We start from the raw sequence: 18,687 nt of genomic DNA, 5'->3' as shown, positions 1-18,687 counted from the left end.
AACGTCTCCAAAACGGCCGACCGACCAATCCATTCCTGCCTTCAATGCGGTCATCCTTCTCAACCGCACTGCAAAGAATCAGACTCGATTCACTCAAGGCAAGAAAAATCTGTGCACGCCTTAGCCCTGTGGGAGAGGGTGGCTTCGCGAAGCGAAGTCGGGTGAGGGGTCTCTATCCTCACGAACAGTTTTTGCGAGTGGAAAGAACCCCTCATCCGGCGCTTCGCGCCACCTTCTCCCGCAAGGGGAGAAGGAACAAGGCAGCAGCTTCAAGGGCGGCAAAAAATTCCGACCACGCTTCGCGCGTCGAAATCACCGGCTGCAGGCGCTTACGCCGCCTCCTTCACATCGCCGTTCACCAGCCTGCGTGCGGCGCGCTCGGCTTCGCGCGCGTTGCGGAAGAGCTGGCCTTCGAGACGGTTGAATCGGTGGGATGAGGCGAAGAAGCAGTAGCCTCCAGAAGAACGTACGACGATACCTGCGGTCTGCGAATCGACTTCGATGATGTAGCTGTCCGGCATGGTCCGTGGATTCCTCAGTGCGGGCAAATAACGGTGCTCCTGCCCAAAGGTTCCCAGGCATTTGAGGCCGTTTCCACCCCGAATCGACACGCAATTGAGTACGCCGGGACCTCATCCGTTTTATGACTGGTTCTTGGCGAAGCCGCGACGCGGGAACGAGTCGTCTGTCATCGTCCGCCTTGTGCGCAGTTGCGCACTGGGGCGGACGATCCAGTACGCCGCGGCAGCGAGATTTTACACAACCGCCTCTGGAATACCCGCCTTCGCGGGCAATGACAGTTACGCTTGTAAAGTCGCGCGCGACTACGTCGCGATCGGCGGATCGTTTCGCTGGATCGCCTGCGGACGGCCGTGATCGTCGATCGAGACATAGGTGAAATGGCCGTCGGTGACGAGGAACGGGTGCAGCTCCTTGCGCCGCAATGCCCAGGCCTCGAGGTGCACGGTCAACGACGTGCGCCCGACACGCACGAGATTGGCATAGACCGAGACGAGATCGCCGACATAGACCGCCTTGCGAAAATTCATCGCCTCGATCGCGACGGTCACAGTGCGCGACTTCGCGACTTTCGAGGCGAACACGCCGCCACCGACGTCCATCTGGCTGAGTAGCCAGCCGCCGAAGATGTCGCCGTTGGCATTGGTATCGGCGGGCATCGCCAGCGTGCGGATGCAGAGATCCCCGCTCGGCGCGGTATTGACTTTATCGCTCATGCCTCTCTCACTTGAAATTGTCGCAGCCCGGATCCGGCGCAAAGCGCTCGCCGAATCTCTCGGCCAGCGCGCGCAAGGTGGATACGACATTATCCGCGCCGCGCGTGCGCGCATAGTTCAGCGGGCCGCCGCGGAATGGTGCATAACCCGTCCCGAAGATCATGGCGCCGTCAACCGCATCGGCATCGTCGACGATGCCCTCGCGCAAGCACGCGATGCAGACATTGGACATCGGTAGCACCAGGCGGTCGATCATCTGGTCGGTGACGCGCGGCCCGGTCTCAGGCAACGGCGTCTTCTCCGCCTTGCCGTCCTTCCAGGTGTAAAAACCCTTGCCGGCCTTGCGGCCGAGCTCACCCTTGGCGACCTTCTCGCGCAGCCAGGCCGGCGTCGGCGGCAACAGATCGCCGAACTTCGTGCGCAGCATGTCGCCGACGTCGAGGCAGATGTCGAGCCCGACCTGATCGGCGAGCTCGATCGGCCCCATCGGCATGCCGAACTGCTCGGCCGCGGCGTCGATCAGGCGCGGGTCGATCTTCTCGTCCAGCATCACCATCGCTTCCAGCATGTACGGCGTCAGCGCGCGGTTGACGAGAAAGCCGGGCGAGCTCATCACGGCGAGCGGCAAACGATCGATCGCACCGACGAAAGCGAGCGCATCTTTCAGCACCTGCGCATCATTGCCGTCATGGCTGACGACCTCGACCAGCTGCAGCCGCGACACCGGATTGAAGAAATGCAAACCGACCAGCCGCTCCGGCCGCGCCAGCGTGGTGCGCAGATCCTGAAGCGGAATGCTTGACGTGTTGGTCGCGAGGATCGCGCCCGGTTTCATCCTTGGCTCGAGCCCAGCATAGACCTTCTGCTTCAGCTCCAGCTTCTCCGGCACCGCCTCGATGATGAGATCGGCATTGCGGACGCCCTCCCCGTCCATGTCGGGGATGAGGCGATCGAGCGCGTCGCGCACGTCGGTGGGCTTGCGGATGATCTTGCCGTAGAGGTCGGCGGCGCGCTTCACCGCGGCTGCGATCGGCTCCGCCTTCATGTCGGCGAGTGAGACGCGCAGCCCCTGCCCCGCACACCACCCCGCGATGTCGCCGCCCATGGCGCCGGCGCCGATGACGTGGACGTGCTTCACCGTGTTGCCGGAGCCTGCCACCTTCTTCATCTGCTCGCGCAGGAAGAAGACGCGGATCAGATTCTGCGCGGTCGGCGTCACCATCAGCCTGGCGAACGAGGCCTGCTCGGCCTTCAGCATCGCGGCCTTGCCGCCGCCATGGGCCTCCCAGAGGTCGATCAGCGCGTAAGGCGCGGGATAATGCTCGCGCGATGCAGCCTTCGCGGCCTCCGCGCGCATGCGCTTGGCCAGCAGGCCACGCACCGGGCCGAGATTGGCCGCGCGCGTGAGCAGACCGGGCTTGGCCCGCTTCAGACGGCCGAACAGCGCATCCTTCACCGCGCTCTGGACGTGCCGCTCCTGCGTCACGGCGTCGACGAGGCCGAGCGATTTGGCGCGGCGCGCATCGATGGTGCGGCCGGTCAGCATCAGCGCCATCGACTGGGTCGGATTGACCAGCGCGGTGAACCGCGCCGTGCCACCGAGGCCGGGATGCAGGCCGAGCATCACCTCCGGAAAACCGAAGCGCGCACCATCGATGGCGATGCGCGCCTGGCAGGCCAGCGCCACCTCGAGCCCGCCGCCGAGACAGAAGCCATGGATGACCGCGACCGTCGGCAGTTTTAGCGCTTCCAGATGATCGACCACAGCGTGCGCGGCGCGGATACGGGTCTCCACCATCTCGGGATCGCTGGCGCCGCGGAATTCGTTGACATCGGCGCCGGCAATGAAGCCGGACGGTTTTGCGGAGCGGATCACGAGACCTGCGGGACGCTCGGTCTCGATCGCTGCGAGCACGGCGTCGAACTCTTCCATCACCTCGGAGGACAGGGTGTTGGCGCTTGCATCAGTGCGATCGAACAGCAGCCAGGCGACGCCATCGGCATCGCGCGTCAGCTTGAAATGCTTGTAGGGACTGTCTTGCGCCGGCTGCGGCCCGAGCTCCAGCACCCGGTCGGCGAGCGCGGTCATGATCTTGGAATCCATGGTCACACCGCCTCGATCAACATGGCGCCGCCGAGCCCGCCGCCGATGCATTCGGTGGCAACGCCGCGCCGCGTGCCGAGCCGCTTCATCGCGTTAACGAGGTGCAGCACGATGCGATTGCCGGAGGTGCCGACGGGATGGCCGAGCGAGATGGCGCCGCCGTCGACATTGAGCCTGTCACGGTCGATCTCGCCGGCGGCGCCGTCGAGGCCGAGAATCTCGCGGCAGAACTTGGCGTCGTTCCAGGCGGCGAGACAGCCGAGCACCTGCGTCGCGAAGGCCTCGTTCAGCTCCCAGGTCTCGACGTCCTTGATGGCGAGGTCGTTGCGCTGGAGCAGCGGCGTTACCGACATCACCGGGCCAAGCCCCATGATGCTGGGATCGAGCGCGGCCCAGTTGCTGTCGACGATCGCAGCCTTTGGCGTCAATTTGTGCTTTGCCACCGCTGCGTCCGAAGCCAGAATAACCCAGGAGGCGCCGTCGGTGATCTGCGAGGAATTGCCCGCGGTGACCTGTCCCCAGGGACGCTCGAACACCGGTCTCAGTTTTGCCAGCGTCTCAGCTGTCGAATCCGGCCTCACGCCGTCGTCGTGGTCGAAGAACTTGCCATCGCGCGAGAACGCGGTCTCGACTTCGCCTTTCAGATAACCCGCACTTTGCGCATGCGCGAGCCGGCGATGGCTTTCGGCGGCATAGGCATCCGACTGTGCGCGCGTAATGCCGAAGAGATGGCCGGCGACCTCGGCGGTCTGGCCCATGTTCAGGTCGGTGACGGGATCGGTCAGCCCGCGCTCGAGTCCGATGATCGGCTTGAGATAGCGCGGCCGCAGCTTGAAGGCTGAGGCGATCTTCGCGGCCACGCCCTTGGCGGTGGCAAGGCCGGCAAACCAGCGCACGCCCGCGTTCGGCCAGACCAGCGGCGCGTGGCTGAGCGCCTCGGTGCCGCCGGCGAGGATCATGTCGGCATGACCTTCACGGATGTAGCGATAGGCGGTGTCGATCGACTGCATGCCGGAGCCGCAATTGATCTGCACGGTGAAAGCGACCATGTCCTCGCCCATGCCGAGCCGGAGCGCGGCGACGCGGGCCGGATTCATCTCGTCCGCGATCACGTTGACGCAGCCGAGGATGACCTGGTCGAAGCTGTCAGGCGCAAACGGCTGGCGCGCCAGCAGCGGCCGGCCGCATTGCACGGCGAGATCGACCGGCGTGAACGGACCGGGCCCCAAACGCGCCTTCAAGAACGGCGTCCGGCTGCCGTCGACGATGAATACCGGTCGTGCCATCAGCTCGCCGCCCTCTGTTCACCGAGTTCCTGGAAGAACTGATGCACGTTGACGGTTTTCTTGTAAATCGGCGACAGCGCCTCCGGCGCGAAATCGTCGACGTCGATCACTTTTGTGACGGCTTCATGAGCTGCAGCAAGCTGCTCGCCCTCAGCCTGCGTGATCACGCCCTTGCTGACCGCCTCCTTCCAGTCGCGGATATGCGCAGCACGCAGGCGCTTGGCGATGGCGTCGGTGCTGGTGGCCAGGGTGAACGCGCGCTCCAGCCGGGCAAAGCCGCCGTCGTCATCGACTTGGGCCAGATCCGGCGTGAGGCGCTCACGTGCCGACGACGGCTCCAGCACCAGGCTGGCGCATTCGTGCACGACGCGGTCGGAGGGGCCGAGCACGCGGGCACCGAACGGCTGGACCACCAGCTTGAGGAAGACTGCGACAAAGCGGTTGGGCAAATTGGCGAGGATCTCGGCAAGCCGGTTCTCGATAGTCCGGAAGCCGGTCGCCATGCACCATTCCAGGGCGGCGAAATCCTCCTTCTGCCGGCCCTCGTCCTGCCAGCGCTTCAGCGCGGCCGAGAGCAGATAGAGCTCGGACAGGATGTCACCGAAGCGCGCCGACAGCATCTCCTTGCGCTTGAGCGCGCCACCGAGGGTGAGCAGCGCCATGTCGACGCAAAGCGCAAAGGCCGCCGAATAGCGCGAGAGCTGGCGATAAAATGGCGTGGCATCGCCCGCATCCGGCGCCAGCGCGAAGGCGCCAAAGGTCCAGCTGCGACCGAAGGCGCGGAACAGCGTCCGGAAGCTATGGCCGACATGTTTCCAGAACGCCTTGTCGAACGCGGTCAGCCCACGCTCGCGGTCGGTGTCCGCGAGCGCATTCATCTCATCGAGCAGATAGGGATGGGCGCGGATGGCGCCCTGCCCGAACACGATGAGGTTGCGGGTCAGGATGTTGGCGCCTTCCACGGTGATGCCGACCGGCACGGCGCGATGCAGATTGCCGAGATAGTTTTGCGGGCCGTCGATCACGGCCTTGCCGCCATGGATGTCCATGGCGTCGTCGACGGCGGTGCGCATCCGCTCGGTCGCGTGCAGCTTCATGATGCCGGAGATGACGGCGGGATGAATGCCGGCATTCAGCGCCGCGCAAGTGAGCCGGCGCGCCGCGTCGAGCTGGTAGGCGGTGGCGACGATGCGCGCGAGCGGCTCCTCGACGCCCTCGAACTTGGAGATGGAGATGCCGAATTGCTCGCGGATGCGGGCATAGGCGCCGGTGGTGCGCGCGGCATAGGCGGCACCCGCAGCAGAGAGCGATGGCAGCGAGATGCCGCGGCCGGCGGCAAGCGCCGTCATCAGCATCTTCCAGCCCTGCCCGAGGCGCTCCTTGCCGCCGATGACGTAATCGAGCGGGATGAAGACGTCGCGTCCCCGGTTCGGGCCGTTCTGGAACACCTGCATCGAGGGTAGATGGCGCTGGCCGATCTCGACGCCGGGCAGATTGGTCGGGATCAGCGCCACGGTGATGCCGAGCTCTTCCTGATCACCGACGAGATGATCGGGATCATAGGCCTTGAAAGCAAGACCCAGCAGCGTCGCGACCGGGCCGAGCGTGATGTAGCGCTTGTGCCAGTTCAGCCTGAGGCCGACGACCTCGCGGTCCTCGAAAGTGCCCTTGCAGATGATGCCGGTGTCGACCATCGAGGCGGCGTCGGAGCCGGCCTCGGGGCTGGTGAGGCCGAAGCAGGGAATGTCGCGGCCGTCGGCGAGGCGCGGCAGCCAGCGCTCCTGCTGCTCTTTGGTGCCGAAGCGCATCAGAAGCTCGCCCGGGCCGAGCGAGTTCGGCACCATCACGGTGACCGCAGCCGCGATCGAGCGGGTCGAGATCTTGCGCACGACTTCAGAATGCGCGTAGGGCGAGAAGCCGAGGCCGCCGAACTCCTTCGGAATGATCATGCCGAAGAACTTTTCACGCCTGACGAAGTGCCAGACGTCCTGCGGCAGGTCGCGCCATTCCCAGAAGATTTTCCATTCGTCGAGCATGGCGCAGAGCTCGTGGACGGGACCATTGAGGAAGGCCCGTTCCTCGTCCGTTAGCGTCGCCTGCGGGACCTTCAGCAGCTTCGACCAATCAGGGTTACCGGTGAAGAGATCGGCATCCCACCAGACGTCACCCGCCTCCAGCGCCTCGCGCTCGGTGTCGGACATCGCCGGCAAAACGCCGCGCGCGAGAGCGAAGATCGGCTTTGTCAGGGTGTCGCGGCGGAAGCTCATGGCGGACCTCATGCATCGGCGCGGTGACAGGGCATTTTAGCGGAAAGTCGGCGGGGTGAGTGAACACTTCGCCTGCAAAATGAAGCGAATTGACGCGGCCGGGCGGCCGCCCCGGGGACCATAACGGCCGGGACACGGGGGCAGTTCCGGAAGGGGGTGGGGGCTAGATGTCTCTCCGCGTCATTCCGGGGCACGCGAAGCGTGAGCTATGGTGCGCAATTGCGCACCTGAGAATCCATCGCGCGGCAATGTTTGTCGATGAATGGATTCCGGGCTCGACGCTACGCGTCGCCCCGGAATGACGGCGTGGAGGGAGTACGGCCGCAGCCTAATCCGGCCGCACCATCTCGAACATGTTTTCCGGCTTGATCTCGAAATAATCGCCGCGGCGGCCGGCGCGGACGATGGGGCGGGCGGCGGCGGTCTGGTAGACGCCGTCCTTGATCATGGCCTTGTCGATGTGGACGGCGACCACCTCGCCGAGCGTCAGCCAGGCATCGGCCTCCTTGCCGTTGGCGCCCTTGAGGCGGACGATGTCGGAGACCTTGCACTCGAACGCGACCGGGCTCTCGCCGACGCGCGGCACATTGACGAGCCTGCCGGGCACGGCGGTGAGGCCCGCAACCTCGAACTCGTCGACCTCAGGGGCGACATGCGCGGCAGTCGCGTTCATGTGCTTCGCCAGGTCCATCGTGGCGAGATTCCAGACGAACTCGCCGGTCTGCTGCATGTTCTCGACCGTGTCCTTCCAGTTGGTCGAGGAGAAGCCGATGATCGGCGGCACGTAGCAGAACGCGTTGAAGAAGCTGTAGGGCGCGAGGTTGACGTGGCCCCTGGCGTCGCGTGAGGAGATCCAGCCGATCGGCCGCGGCGCGATGATGGCGTTGAAGGGATCGTGCTTGAGGCCGTGGCCCTTGGAGGGCTCGTAGAAGTACAGGTCTTTATCGGTCACCGCGGGTCTCCACACCCCGTCATTCCGGGTTCGCGCTACGCGCGCCCCGGAATGACGGCAAGGCTTGCTTATAGGAGGAAACTTCCCGGCCCGTCAGTGCCGCGGCGACAGACCCGCGATGACGAAATCGATCATCTGATCGATGGTCGGGCCCGGCTTGGTGGCGCACTGGGCGATCATCTGGGGGTGGAAGAAGCGCATCATCGCGGTGCAGGCGCACAGCGAGGCCAGCTGCAGGTCCGGCGCCTCGAACTCGCCGGAGGCGACGCCCTGTGCGATCATCTGGCCGATCGTCCCGGCAATGCACTCCATGTGGGCGACACAGACCTCCCAGTCCTCCTGCATCGCGATCTCGACCATCTCATGCAACTTGTTGTCGCCGACATAGCGCTCGCTGTTCATGCGATGAATGGTGGTGAGCAGCTCGCGGAAGCGCTCCTTGACCGGACCGGGCCGCGCCACAATCCGCTGGGCCTCCAGCTCGACCTCGCCCATCAAGCCCTGGGCCACCGCCTGGTGGATCGCCTTCTTCGATTCGAAGAAACGATAGACGTTGGCGGGGCTCATCCTGAGCTCCTTGGCGATGTCGCCGACCGTGGTCTTCTGGTAGCCGATCTGGCGGAACAGCCGCTCAGCCACCTCGAGGATACGGTCCCGGGTGTCGCCTTCGATATGTTCCGCAACCAATGTCATCTGTCAGGACTCGTTCGTCAGTACTTCATCTCACTTATTCAGCCGCTTCAGCAAGCGGAATTGCGCGCTGGTCATCGCTCCCATGCTGCGGCGCGGCGGGCTGCTCGACGGAGCCCGCCTCGTCCAGGCTCTTCCTGAACCACAAGGCGTAAAGACCCGGCAGGTACAGCAGCGTCAGGAAGGTCGCGACAAACAGGCCGCCCATGATGGTGATCGCCATCGGGCCCCAGAAGGCCGAGCGCGACAGCGGGATCATGGCCAGGATGGCGGCGAGCGCCGTCAGCACCACCGGACGGGCGCGGCGGACGGTCGCCTCCACGATCGCCTCACGCCGGGTCAGGCCGTGCGAGACATCGGTCTCGATCTGATCGACCAGGATGACCGTGTTGCGCATGATCATGCCGGCGAGCGCGATCAGGCCGAGCAGCGCCACGAAGCCGAACGGGGCGTTGGCGACGTTGAGGCCGAGCGAAGCACCGACGATGCCGAGCGGCGCGGTCAGGAACACCAGGATCAGGCGCGAGAAGCTCTGCAGCTGGATCATCAGCAGCGTCAGCATCACCATGACCATGACCGGGAAGAGGATGAAGATCGAGGCGTTGCCCTTGGCGGATTCCTCGAAAGCGCCACCCGGCTCGATCCGGTAGGCCGGCTCGAGGTGGTCCTTGATCGGCTTCAGCTTCGGCGTGATCTGGTTGGTGACATCGGGCGCCTGCACGCCGTCGACGACGTCGGAGCGCACGGTGATCGCCATGTCGCGGTTGCGCCGCCACATGATCGGCTCCTCATGGGCATATTCGATCTTGGCGATCTGCTGCAGCGGCACGGCCACCCCATTGCGTGAGGTGATGGTGAGATCACCGACGCCGCCGAGGTCGAGGCGCTCGGACGGGATGGCACGGGCCACCACGCCGACCTTCTCGATGCCGTCACGCACGGTGGTGACCTGCGAGCCCGAAATCAGCATCGCCAGCGCCTGCGAGACCTCCTGCGGGGTCAGGCCCATGGCACGGGCACGGTCCTGATCGACGACGAGCTTGAGGTAAGGCGACTGCTCGTTCCAGTCGAGCTGGACGTCCTTGACGCTCTTGTTCTGCCGCATGACGTCGCGGACCTGGTAGGCGATCTCGCGCACCTTGTTGGCATCGGGGCCGATCACGCGGAACTGGACGGGGAAGCCGACCGGCGGACCGAAATTGAAGCGGTCGACGCGCACGCGCGCCTCGGTCAGGAAGCCATCGGCAGCCGCGTTCTCGATCTTGGCCTTGATGCGCTCGCGCGCCTCGACGCCCTTGGCGACGATGACGATCTCGGCGAAGGCCTCGTTCGGCAGCTGCGGGTTGAGGCCGAGCCAGAAACGCGGCGAGCCCTGGCCGACATAGGAGGTGTAGGTCTCGATGTCCTTGTCGTCCTTGAGCAGGGTCTCGGCCTTCTTGACCGCCTTCTCGGTGACGTTGAAGGCGGTACCCTCGGGCAGGCGCAGCTGCAGGAACAGCTCGGGCCGCTCCGACAGCGGGAAGAACTGCTGCTGGACGTGGCCGAAGCCGACGATCGAGGCGACGAAGACGCCGACGGTCGCGACCACCACGGTGATGCGGTGGTTGACGCACCATTGCACGATGGCGCGCAGGCCGCGGTACATGCGGGTCTCGTAGACCGCGTGCGGATCGTGGTTGTGATGGGCCTTCATCTCCGGCAGCAGCTTGACGCCGATATAGGGTGTGAAGATCACCGCCACGAACCAGGAGGCGACCAGCGCGATCGCCACGATCCAGAAGATGCTGCCGGCATATTCGCCAACCGCCGAATTGGCAAAGCCGATGGGGAGGAAGCCAGCGGCCGTGACCAGCGTTCCCGTGAGCATCGGAAACGCAGTTGATTCCCAGGCAAAGGACGCCGCGCGCATGCGGTCCCAGCCCTGCTCCATCTTCACCACCATCATCTCGACCGCGATGATGGCGTCGTCGACGAGCAGGCCGAGCGCGATGATCAGCGCACCCAGCGTGATGCGGTGCAGGTCCAGCGACATCGTGTTCATCACGATGAAGACGATGCCGAGCACCAAAGGCACCGACAGCGCGACCACGATGCCGGTGCGCCAGCCGAGCGCCAGGAACGAGACGAACAGCACGATGACGAGTGCTTCCATGAAGGAGTGCACGAACTCGCCGACAGCGTGCTCGACCACCTTGGGCTGATCGGCGATCAGCTTGACGTCGATGCCCTGCGGCACCGCCTTCATGAACTCGGCGGTCGCCTTCTCGACCTCTTTGCCGAGGTCGAGGATGTTGGCGCCCTTGGCGGTGACGACGCCGATGCCCATCGCGGGCTTGCCTTCCTGACGGACGACGAAGCTCGGCGGATCGACAAAGCCGTGGGTGACGGTGGCGATATCGCCGAGACGGAACACGCGGCCATTGCTCTCGACCGGAGTCTCGGCGACGGCCTTGGCGCCGTCGAGCGCGCCGGTGACGCGCAGCGGCACGCGCTGCGACGAGGTCTCGACCGTGCCGGCGGGCGTCACGTTGTTCTGCTTGGCGAGCGAATCGAACAGCGCCTGCGGCGTGATGCCGAGGGTCGCGAGCTTGGCATGGCTGAACTCGACGAAGATGCGCTCGTCCTGGTTGCCGTAGACGTCGACCTTGGTGACACCAGGCACCTTCAACAGGCGCTGACGGAACCCTTCCGAGACCTTCTTGAGCTGGGCATAGTCGGCGCCTTCGCCGGTCATCATGTAAAGGATGGAGTCGACGTCGGAGAACTCGTCGTTGACGACGGGCCCGAGGATGCCGGAGGGCAGCTGGCCCTGCACGTCGACCAGCTTCTTGCGCAGCAGGTAGAACAGGTAGGGCACGTCCTTCGGCGGCGTGTTGTCGCGGAAGGTGACCTGGAGCGCGGTGAAGGCGGGCTTGGAATAGGTCTGCACCTTCTCGAAATAGGGCAGTTCCTGGATCTTCTTCTCGATGGGATCGGCGACCTGCGTCTGCATCTCCTGCGCGGTCGCGCCCGGCCAGATCACGGAGACGTTGACCACCTTCACCGTGAAGAACGGATCCTCGGCACGGCCGAGCTTCTCATAGGAGAAGAAGCCGGCAACGCCGAGCACGAGCATCAGGAAGAGCACCAGCGTCGGATGGCTGACGGCCCAGGCCGAAAGGTTGAAGCGCTTCATCGCTCTCTCCGAAAGACGATCCAGTTACCAAAAACGGCAGCCACTCTGTTCAAACCGTCGTCGCGAGGCAGCGAAGCAATCCAGGGGGCTGGGCAGGTTCTGGATCGCTTCGCCGCTTCAGCCTTTGCTTAGGGACAAAGGCCGAAACTCACCTTGCACGACGAAACTCTATTTCCTTGCCATTCCGGGATGGCCCGAAGGGCCAGACCCGGAATGACGGAAACTAGAAACTCAGCGACGACACGACGCGCACCCGCTGCCCCGGATCGAGCTTCTGCACGCCGAGGGCGACGATCTTGGCGCCCTCTTCCACACCGCTGATGATGACGACGTCGTTGCTCTCGTAGGACTTCACCGTCACCGGCTTCAATGTGACGGAGCCGTTGTCGTCAACGACGTAGAAGGACGGCTTGCCGCCTTCGTTGAACAGCGCCGACAGCGGCAGCCGCGCGACGCGCTCGGTCGCGGCGTCAGACAGCGTCAGCGTCGCGGTCATGCCGAGCGCGACCTTGTCGTCGGCCTCCGGCAGCGAGAATTTCGCCAGATAGGTGCGTGTGGCCGGGTCGGCTGCCGGCGCGATCTCGCGCAGCTTCGCTGCGTACTTCTTGTCCGGCTCCGACCAAAGAGTGACGCTGGCGACGCCCGACTTGGCGCGTCCAACCAGCGTCTCAGGGATCGCGACGACCGCTTCCTTCTCGGCAAAGCGGGCGACACGGATCGAAGCCTGGCCCGCGGCGACCACCTGGCCGGGCTCGATCAGCGTTGCAGTGACAACGCCGCGGGCGTCGGCAACAAGCGTCGCGTAGGAAAGGGAATTCTTGCTCAGCTCGAGCGCGCGTTCGGCGCGGTTCAGGCGTGCGCGGGCTTCGTCCGCAGCGGCGCGGCTCGAGTCCATCTGCGCGTCGGTGGTCCAGCCCTTCGCCTTCAGGTCCTTGGCGCGCTGCTCGGCTGCGGCGGCCTGGGCCAGCACGCCGGTCGCGGCGGTCTGCTCGGCCAGCGCCTGCTCGGCCTGGAGCTTCAGATCAACCTCGTCGAGGGTGGCGAGCGGCTGGCCGACCTCGACGGTCTGGCCGACTTCAACGAGGCGCTTGGCGACCTTGCCGGCGACGCGGAAGCCGAGATCACTCTCGATGCGCGGCCTGACGGTGCCGACGAAGCTGCGCTCCGGGGTCTCGGCATCATAATGCGCAGTCGCCACCAGAACCGGCCGCGGCGGCTCGGCCTTCTCAGCGACGGTATCATTGCACCCGGCCAGCGCAGCGGCCATCAGGGCCAGCGACACACCTGCCAACAGCCTGGAATAGCTCGACAAAACGGACCGGACGAACATCGAAGAACGCTCCTGCAGCTCGAATGAGAGGAATGTCGACTAATCACTGATAAAAGTCAATAATCGTCAGTCATCAGGAAAGCGTGATCGTTAAGGGGTGGTAAGGATTGGGCGAGCGGTTGCCAGGAAGGTGCGATCGTAGGGTGGGGCAAAGCGGAGCGTGCCCACCAGACAGGTCACCATTGATAAAGATGGTGGGCACGGCGCGCGAAGTGCGCGCCTTTGCCCACCCGAAGTCCATAGCCCGGATGGAGCGCAGCGCAATCCGGGGCCTCGGGCCGTAACGAACATGGGTCCCAGATTACGCTACGCTCCATCCGGGCTACGTGGTCAGGCGGCTCACCGCCCCTGTTCGGCGAACTCGTGCTTGCTGTCGTGGCCGCCGACAAAGACCAAAATGCCGGCGATCAGCGGCAGCACCGCGAGCACCAAGAGGCCAGTCGAGGTCTGCCCTGTCGCCTCCTTGACCCAGCCGATCAGATAGGGCCCGCCGAAGCCGGCGAGATTGCCGATCGAGTTGATCAGGGCGATGGCGCCGGCGGCCGCCGTGCCGGAGAGCCAGGCGGTCGGCAGCGTCCAGAACACGCCGAAGCAGCAGAACACGCCGATCGCGGCCACCGTCAGCGCCACCATCGTGAGGGTGGGATCGGTGAGATAGGAGGAGATGCCGAGCGCAACCGCGGTGAGCAGCAGCGGTGCGCCGACATGCATGACGCGTTCGCGGCTCGCATCCGAATGCCGCGCCCACAGGATCATGGCGATGGTGCCGAACAGATAGGGGATCGCGGTGACGAAGCCGGTCTGCGCGTTGGTGAGGCCGAACGCCTTGACGATCTGCGGCAGCCAGAATTGCATGCCATAGAGCGCGCCGACGAAGCCGAAATAGATCAGGCTGAGCGCGATCACCCTTGGCGAGGACAGCGCTTCGCCCAGTGAGGGATGCTTCACGGCCTGCTTGATGGCGATCTCGGAATCCAGCTTCGCCTTCAGCCACGCCTTCTGCTCGGCCGAGAGCCAGTCCGCTTTCTCCGGCTTGTCGGTGAGATAGAACCAGGTGACGATGCCGAGCAGCACCGAGGGGATGCCCTCGATGATGAACAGCCACTGCCAGCCCTTCAGCCCCATCAGGCCGTCGAGCCCGAGCAGCAGGCCTGAGATCGGCGCGCCGATCACGGTCGAGACCGGCACCGCGATGGCGAAGGCCGCGAGGAAGCGGGCGCGATATTCGGCCGGATACCAATAGGTGAGATAGAGGATGATGCCCGGGAAGAAGCCGGCCTCGGCGACGCCGAGCAGGAAGCGCAAGACATAGAAGCTCGTGACGCCGCTGACCACCGCCATCAGGGCCGAGATGATGCCCCAGGTCACCATGATGCGCGCGATCCAGCGGCTCGCGCCGAATTTTTCCAGCGCGAGATTGCTCGGCACCTCGAAGATGAAGTAGCCGATGAAGAAGATGCCGGCGCCCCAGGAGAAGATCAGCGGCGTGAACTTCAGCTCCGCATTCATGGTCAGCGCGGCGAAGCCGAGATTGACGCGGTCGAGATAGGAGAAGAAGTAGGCCAGCACCAGGAACGGAATCAGGCGCCAGGAGATGGCGCGGATGGTCGAGGTCTCGATGTCGCTCTTGCTGGCGCTCTTGGCACCGCCGACGGAACCGGCATAGGTGGTCTGGCTCATGGCTTCCCCCCGGGTTGTTGCTTTTGTGGGCTGAGTGGCGGTTTTGAGCATCGCGGGCAAAGAGTCAATGGAGCGAGCAATGCACGGAACGCAGCCGGATCAACCGGCTGCGCCGCTCCGGACATCGCTGATCCGCGCCGGCCTCGCCGCGATGGTGATCGTCTGCGGGTTGTCGCTGCGCTGGTACGGCTTTCCGCTCGGGCTTCCCGCCTTCGTGGTGAAGTACGGCGGCTCGCTGCTATGGGCGACGATGGTGTTTCTGCTCGTCGGAGTTTGCCTGCCGCGGCTGTCGCGGACGCAGATTGCTGCCATCGCGGTGGTGATCGCGATCGTCGTGGAATTCTCCCGGCTGGCGCACACGCCATGGCTCGATGCATTCCGGCTCACCACAGCCGGCGCGTTGCTGCTCGGGCGCATCTTCTCACCGTGGGATCTGGTGGCCTATCTCATCGGTATCGTGGCCGGCATCTGGCTGGACAGCCGCGTCACGCGGAGCCGGATCGCGCCTCGGGAGAGCGAGCTCAACTCGGAAGCGGCCGGGTCGACCCGCGAATGATCAGCTGCGTCGGCACGGCAAGACCACGGCCGCCCTCGATCTCGTCGCCGCGCATCCGCTCCAGGAGCATGGTTGCGGCGTGGCGGCCCATCGCCGCCAGATCCCACGTGATCGCCGTGATAGGCGGCGCGTGCAACTCGGCAAGATCGGAATCGCTGCCGGCCACCACCGAAATGCCGTCGCCAGCAGCAATGCCCATCGTCCGCAGCGCCCTCAGGCAACCGCCGAGCGTGTCCATCGCCGCCACGAAGAGCGCCGTCGGGGGCTCTGCAAGGGCCATGAGAGACACCGTCGCCCGATAGGCGTCTTCGCCCGAGAGCACGTTGTCGCGCAACAGCCTCGGATGCGGCACCATGCCCGCCGCCGAACACGCCTCACGAAATCCCTCCAGGCGGCTTCGGGATGGAAAGGCCTTGAGATCGCCGACGAGCATGGCGATCCGCCGGTGCCCGAGGCCAAGCAGATGGGTCGTCGCAAGGCGTGCCCCCTCGCGATGATCGGCGGTGACGCGATCGAGGGTCGTGATGCCGTCCCTGTCGATGAGCAGGACCGGCATCGAAGCCGCCGACAGCGCCTCGCGCACGTCGCGGTGCTGCTCGTCGCTCAGCGTCATCATCACGCCGTCCACCCGGCGCCTGCGGAAGGCGCTCAGCAGGCCGATCTCGATGTCGGCGCGGTTGGTGGTGCTGGCCAGAAGCAGAGTGTATCCGGCCTCGCGCAGGACCGCTTCGGCCTCCTTGATGAACAGCGCAAATCGCGGAATGTCGAAATCGCGAATGGCGCAGGCGACGAGCCGCGACCGTCCCGCGCGCATGCTCTGCGCCGTGACGTCGACCTCATAGCCGAGATGCGCCATCGCCTTTTCGACGCGCTCGCGCAGCTCCGGGGTGACCCTGGGATGATCGTTGAGCACGCGGGAGACCGTGCCGACGGCCACGCCAGCCTCACGCGCCACGTCCCTGACTTTTACGGTCTGCGGCCGGCCCATCATCATAGGAATTATGAACCGGTTCATTCTGCTCGGCAAGTTCTCTTCATGGTTTTGGCTATATTTCTTTATGCCATTGCGGACAAGCTTCAGAAACGGCGCATTTGATGAACCGATTCATTGACTCTTGTGACGAACCCGGCACAATGGCTGCGGTGAAGCTGCGAATAGACCTCACTCCTCGGTCGATACGGAGAAACTTCATGCCGCACCCCAAGGTCGCTTTCGTCGGATTTGGCGAGGCCGCGCAATGCTTCGCAAAACACCTCGCGGCCCAGACCGGAGCGCCGATCGTCGCGTTCTGCCAGGGCAAGACCAACGCGCCGCCCTACTCGCCGGCCTTTCGTGCGATGGCAGCCGATTGTGGCGTCACCCTCCTCGATCGGCTCGAGGATCTGGCGGAGGTGGATGTGATATTTTCCGCCGTCGTCGTTGCAGTCGCAGCCGAGACGGGTGAGGCCATTTCCAGGGTCATGCGTCCCGGCTGTCTCGTGGTCGACATCAACGCCGCAACCCCGCAGTCGAAAAAAAGTGTCGCCGCAGCCGTCGAAGCTCGCGGCGGCGTGTTCGCGGACGCCAACCTGATGGGCTCGGTCGATCTCTACGGTGCAGCGGTCACGCTCTACACTTCCGGCAGCGGCGCCGAGCGCTTCGCCAACGCCTTCAGGCCGCTCGGCTTCCGCATCGAGGTTGCGGGTCCCGAAGCCGGAACGGCAGCAGCGGTGAAGATGCTGCGAAGCGTGGTGACGAAAGGCATGGAGGCGCTATTGGTCGAGGCGCTGACCGCGGCAACGCTCGCCGGCGTGCGTGATGAAATCATGCGCGGGATCTGCGCGTCGATGGATGCCACCACGTTCAGCAAGTTCCTCGACATGTGCGTCCGCTCCGACGTGCTGCATGCCGAGCGCCGCGCGGTCGAGATGGACGGAGTGGCGACGGGCCTGCGGGAACTGGGCTTCGATCCCCTGATGACGGTCGCCACGGCAGAGCGATTGAAAGTCTCTGCACGGCTGGGCCTGCGGGAGGAGTTTGCGCGACGCCCGGGCTATTCGACAGACGACGTGCTGGACCGATATGCGCACGTCGCGTCTGAAAGGTTCGCACGAGCTGGCGGATAGGCTGAGGCAGCGACACTCAAAGCATGATCCGGAAAAGTGCGAAGCGGTTTTCCGGAAAGATCATGCGCAAACGACAACCTCGAGCGCGATGACGATTCGTCCAAATCCTGTCGCGCTTTAGTCGGCCAGCTGGAATTGCTCGAAGCGGTGCAGCTCCTCTTCGACCTTCCGCTTTAGCTCCTTGCGCCCTGCCGTCTTCTTGCCCTGCCCGACCCAGGTCCATTTCTGCATCAACAGCTTCTTCGCCTGCCGGTCGGTCTTCAGGTCGAGCGCGGCGACGATCTCGTCGCCGACCAGCACCGGCAGCGCGAAATAGCCGAGCTTGCGCTTGGCCTTCGGCACATAGGCTTCGAACAGATGGTTGTAGCCGAAGATGAGGTTGGTGCGCTTGCGCTGGATGATCAGGGGATCGAACGGCGAAAGGATGTGGACCAGATCGGGCGACACCTCATGCGGCTCCAGCGCAGCGGGCGAGGCCCAATGCTCCTGCTTGCCGGCGCCCTCGATCGTAACAGGCACGAGCTCGCCGCGGCGGACGCGCGAGGCGATCAGGCGGGCGACCGGCTTCTTGCTCGGCGCGTCGAGATGGCAGATCGAATCGAGGCTGACCACGCCCTGCGAGCGCAGCGCGCGGTCGAGCAGATAGGCCGCGATCTCCTTCGCCGAAGCCGGCTTCGGCAGCTTGTCCCAGCCGAAATGGCGCGCCATCAGCTCATAGGTCTTGAGCATGCCCTGGCGCTCGCTGATGGTCACGGCGCCGGTATAGAAGGCGAGCTGCAACGCCCGCTTCGACGGCTTGCGGCTCTGCCACAGATGCTCCTTCTCGACGAGCACGTCGTCGTCGATGTCGCGGATCGTCAGCGGACCGGCACGCAGCAGCCGCATCACCTTGCGTGTGTCGGCCGGCTTCACCGAGGCGAACCATTTGTGTCCCTCACGCCGATGCTCGCGCATCGCCGGCAGGAAAAAGCGGAAGTCGTTCGCCGGCACGTAGGAGAGCGCGTGCGTCCAGTATTCGAACACGCTTTTATCGATGTTCTGGGCATGGCGCAGATCGGCACGACGATAGGACGGAATGCGGCTGAACAGGATGTGGTGATGACACCGCTCGATGACGTTGATGGTGTCGATCTGCACATAGCCGAGATGGGCGACCGCGTCCGCGACGGCGTGCGCGCCCTCGCCGAACGGGGTGCGCTCGTCCAGCCGCTGGGCATGCAGCCAGATCTGCCGGGCCTGTGTCGTGGTGAGTGGAAGCGGTTTGGGCGTGCGGGACATTGCAGGTGGCAATGTAGCGGGATTCGCG

General features: G+C 64.8%; 14 protein-coding genes. 2 read left to right on the top strand and 12 right to left on the bottom strand.

The annotated features are described in order from the left end of the window. Nucleotides 1-329: 329 nt before the first annotated feature. The 10 genes from CVM73_RS09240 to CVM73_RS09195 form a co-directional block, all read right to left on the bottom strand. Nucleotides 330-521: a hypothetical protein gene (locus CVM73_RS09240; RefSeq protein WP_036013862.1), complete on the bottom strand. Its 192-nt coding sequence runs from the start codon at nt 519-521 to the stop codon at nt 330-332. Nucleotides 522-824: 303 nt separating this feature from the next. Further along, the gene (locus CVM73_RS09235; protein WP_100231676.1) at nt 825-1,235 is read right to left on the bottom strand and encodes an acyl-CoA thioesterase; all 411 of its coding nucleotides are present in this window, start codon (nt 1,233-1,235) and stop codon (nt 825-827) included. A gap of 7 nt (nt 1,236-1,242) precedes the next feature. After that, nucleotides 1,243-3,339, bottom strand: coding sequence for a 3-hydroxyacyl-CoA dehydrogenase NAD-binding domain-containing protein (locus CVM73_RS09230; RefSeq protein ID WP_167406731.1), 2,097 nt, complete (start codon nt 3,337-3,339; stop codon nt 1,243-1,245). 2 nt (nt 3,340-3,341) lie between these two features. Further along, the gene (locus tag CVM73_RS09225) at nt 3,342-4,625 is read right to left on the bottom strand and encodes an acetyl-CoA C-acetyltransferase (protein WP_100231674.1); all 1,284 of its coding nucleotides are present in this window, start codon (nt 4,623-4,625) and stop codon (nt 3,342-3,344) included. Further along, nucleotides 4,625-6,892: an acyl-CoA dehydrogenase gene (locus CVM73_RS09220; RefSeq protein ID WP_167406730.1), complete on the bottom strand. Its 2,268-nt coding sequence runs from the start codon at nt 6,890-6,892 to the stop codon at nt 4,625-4,627. Before CVM73_RS09220 ends, CVM73_RS09225 begins: the two co-directional genes overlap by 1 nt. A gap of 328 nt (nt 6,893-7,220) precedes the next feature. Then, nucleotides 7,221-7,844: a flavin reductase family protein gene (locus CVM73_RS09215; RefSeq protein WP_100231672.1), complete on the bottom strand. Its 624-nt coding sequence runs from the start codon at nt 7,842-7,844 to the stop codon at nt 7,221-7,223. A gap of 93 nt (nt 7,845-7,937) precedes the next feature. Next, nucleotides 7,938-8,537, bottom strand: a complete 600-nt coding sequence (locus tag CVM73_RS09210) for a TetR/AcrR family transcriptional regulator (RefSeq protein WP_100231671.1) — start codon at nt 8,535-8,537, stop codon at nt 7,938-7,940. Nucleotides 8,538-8,571: 34 nt separating this feature from the next. After that, entirely contained in the window at nt 8,572-11,709 is a 3,138-nt protein-coding gene (locus tag CVM73_RS09205) for an efflux RND transporter permease subunit (RefSeq protein WP_100231670.1), read from the bottom strand. Nucleotides 11,710-11,932: 223 nt separating this feature from the next. Beyond that, complete coding sequence (locus CVM73_RS09200; protein WP_100231669.1) at nt 11,933-13,039, bottom strand: efflux RND transporter periplasmic adaptor subunit; 1,107 nt, start codon at nt 13,037-13,039, stop codon at nt 11,933-11,935. A 339-nt stretch (nt 13,040-13,378) separates the two neighbouring features. Continuing rightward, nucleotides 13,379-14,719 (bottom strand): MFS transporter, encoded by a 1,341-nt coding sequence (locus CVM73_RS09195; RefSeq protein ID WP_100231668.1) that lies wholly within the window; start codon nt 14,717-14,719, stop codon nt 13,379-13,381. Nucleotides 14,720-14,798: 79 nt separating this feature from the next. Between CVM73_RS09195 and CVM73_RS09190 the strand changes: the two genes are divergently transcribed. Further along, complete coding sequence (locus CVM73_RS09190; RefSeq protein ID WP_167406729.1) at nt 14,799-15,275, top strand: ribosomal maturation YjgA family protein; 477 nt, start codon at nt 14,799-14,801, stop codon at nt 15,273-15,275. On the opposite strand, the gene CVM73_RS09185 is transcribed toward CVM73_RS09190, so the two are convergent. Next, complete coding sequence (locus tag CVM73_RS09185; protein WP_245452263.1) at nt 15,241-16,290, bottom strand: LacI family DNA-binding transcriptional regulator; 1,050 nt, start codon at nt 16,288-16,290, stop codon at nt 15,241-15,243. The two genes, CVM73_RS09190 and CVM73_RS09185, sit on opposite strands and share 35 nt — an antisense overlap. A gap of 176 nt (nt 16,291-16,466) precedes the next feature. Here CVM73_RS09185 and CVM73_RS09180 point away from each other — a divergent pair, with 176 nt between their 5' ends. Next, nucleotides 16,467-17,381 (top strand): NAD(P)-dependent oxidoreductase, encoded by a 915-nt coding sequence (locus CVM73_RS09180; protein WP_100231666.1) that lies wholly within the window; start codon nt 16,467-16,469, stop codon nt 17,379-17,381. A gap of 117 nt (nt 17,382-17,498) precedes the next feature. On the opposite strand, the gene CVM73_RS09175 is transcribed toward CVM73_RS09180, so the two are convergent. Continuing rightward, nucleotides 17,499-18,659 carry a winged helix-turn-helix domain-containing protein gene (locus CVM73_RS09175; RefSeq protein WP_100231665.1) on the bottom strand — a complete coding sequence of 387 codons (1,161 nt, stop codon included), beginning with the start codon at nt 18,657-18,659 and terminating at the stop codon, nt 17,499-17,501. Between the last annotated feature and the right edge of the window lie 28 nt (nt 18,660-18,687).

The sequence above is a fragment of the Bradyrhizobium forestalis genome (assembly GCF_002795245.1).
Classification (GTDB): Bacteria; Pseudomonadota; Alphaproteobacteria; order Rhizobiales; family Xanthobacteraceae; genus Bradyrhizobium; species Bradyrhizobium forestalis.
This window is presented reverse-complemented; position numbering and strand designations above follow the sequence as displayed.

Coding starts and splice junctions, on each gene's coding strand:
- CVM73_RS09240 (WP_036013862.1), bottom strand. CDS start 521: ATGCCGGACAGCTACATCATCGAAGTCGATTCGCAGACCGCAGGTATC.
- CVM73_RS09235 (WP_100231676.1), bottom strand. CDS start 1,235: ATGAGCGATAAAGTCAATACCGCGCCGAGCGGGGATCTCTGCATCCGC.
- CVM73_RS09230 (WP_167406731.1), bottom strand. CDS start 3,339: ATGGATTCCAAGATCATGACCGCGCTCGCCGACCGGGTGCTGGAGCTC.
- CVM73_RS09225 (WP_100231674.1), bottom strand. CDS start 4,625: ATGGCACGACCGGTATTCATCGTCGACGGCAGCCGGACGCCGTTCTTG.
- CVM73_RS09220 (WP_167406730.1), bottom strand. CDS start 6,892: ATGAGCTTCCGCCGCGACACCCTGACAAAGCCGATCTTCGCTCTCGCG.
- CVM73_RS09210 (WP_100231671.1), bottom strand. CDS start 8,537: ATGACATTGGTTGCGGAACATATCGAAGGCGACACCCGGGACCGTATC.
- CVM73_RS09205 (WP_100231670.1), bottom strand. CDS start 11,709: ATGAAGCGCTTCAACCTTTCGGCCTGGGCCGTCAGCCATCCGACGCTG.
- CVM73_RS09200 (WP_100231669.1), bottom strand. CDS start 13,039: ATGTTCGTCCGGTCCGTTTTGTCGAGCTATTCCAGGCTGTTGGCAGGT.
- CVM73_RS09195 (WP_100231668.1), bottom strand. CDS start 14,719: ATGAGCCAGACCACCTATGCCGGTTCCGTCGGCGGTGCCAAGAGCGCC.
- CVM73_RS09190 (WP_167406729.1), top strand. CDS start 14,799: ATGCACGGAACGCAGCCGGATCAACCGGCTGCGCCGCTCCGGACATCG.
- CVM73_RS09185 (WP_245452263.1), bottom strand. CDS start 16,290: ATGAACCGGTTCATAATTCCTATGATGATGGGCCGGCCGCAGACCGTA.
- CVM73_RS09180 (WP_100231666.1), top strand. CDS start 16,467: ATGCCGCACCCCAAGGTCGCTTTCGTCGGATTTGGCGAGGCCGCGCAA.
- CVM73_RS09175 (WP_100231665.1), bottom strand. CDS start 18,659: ATGTCCCGCACGCCCAAACCGCTTCCACTCACCACGACACAGGCCCGG.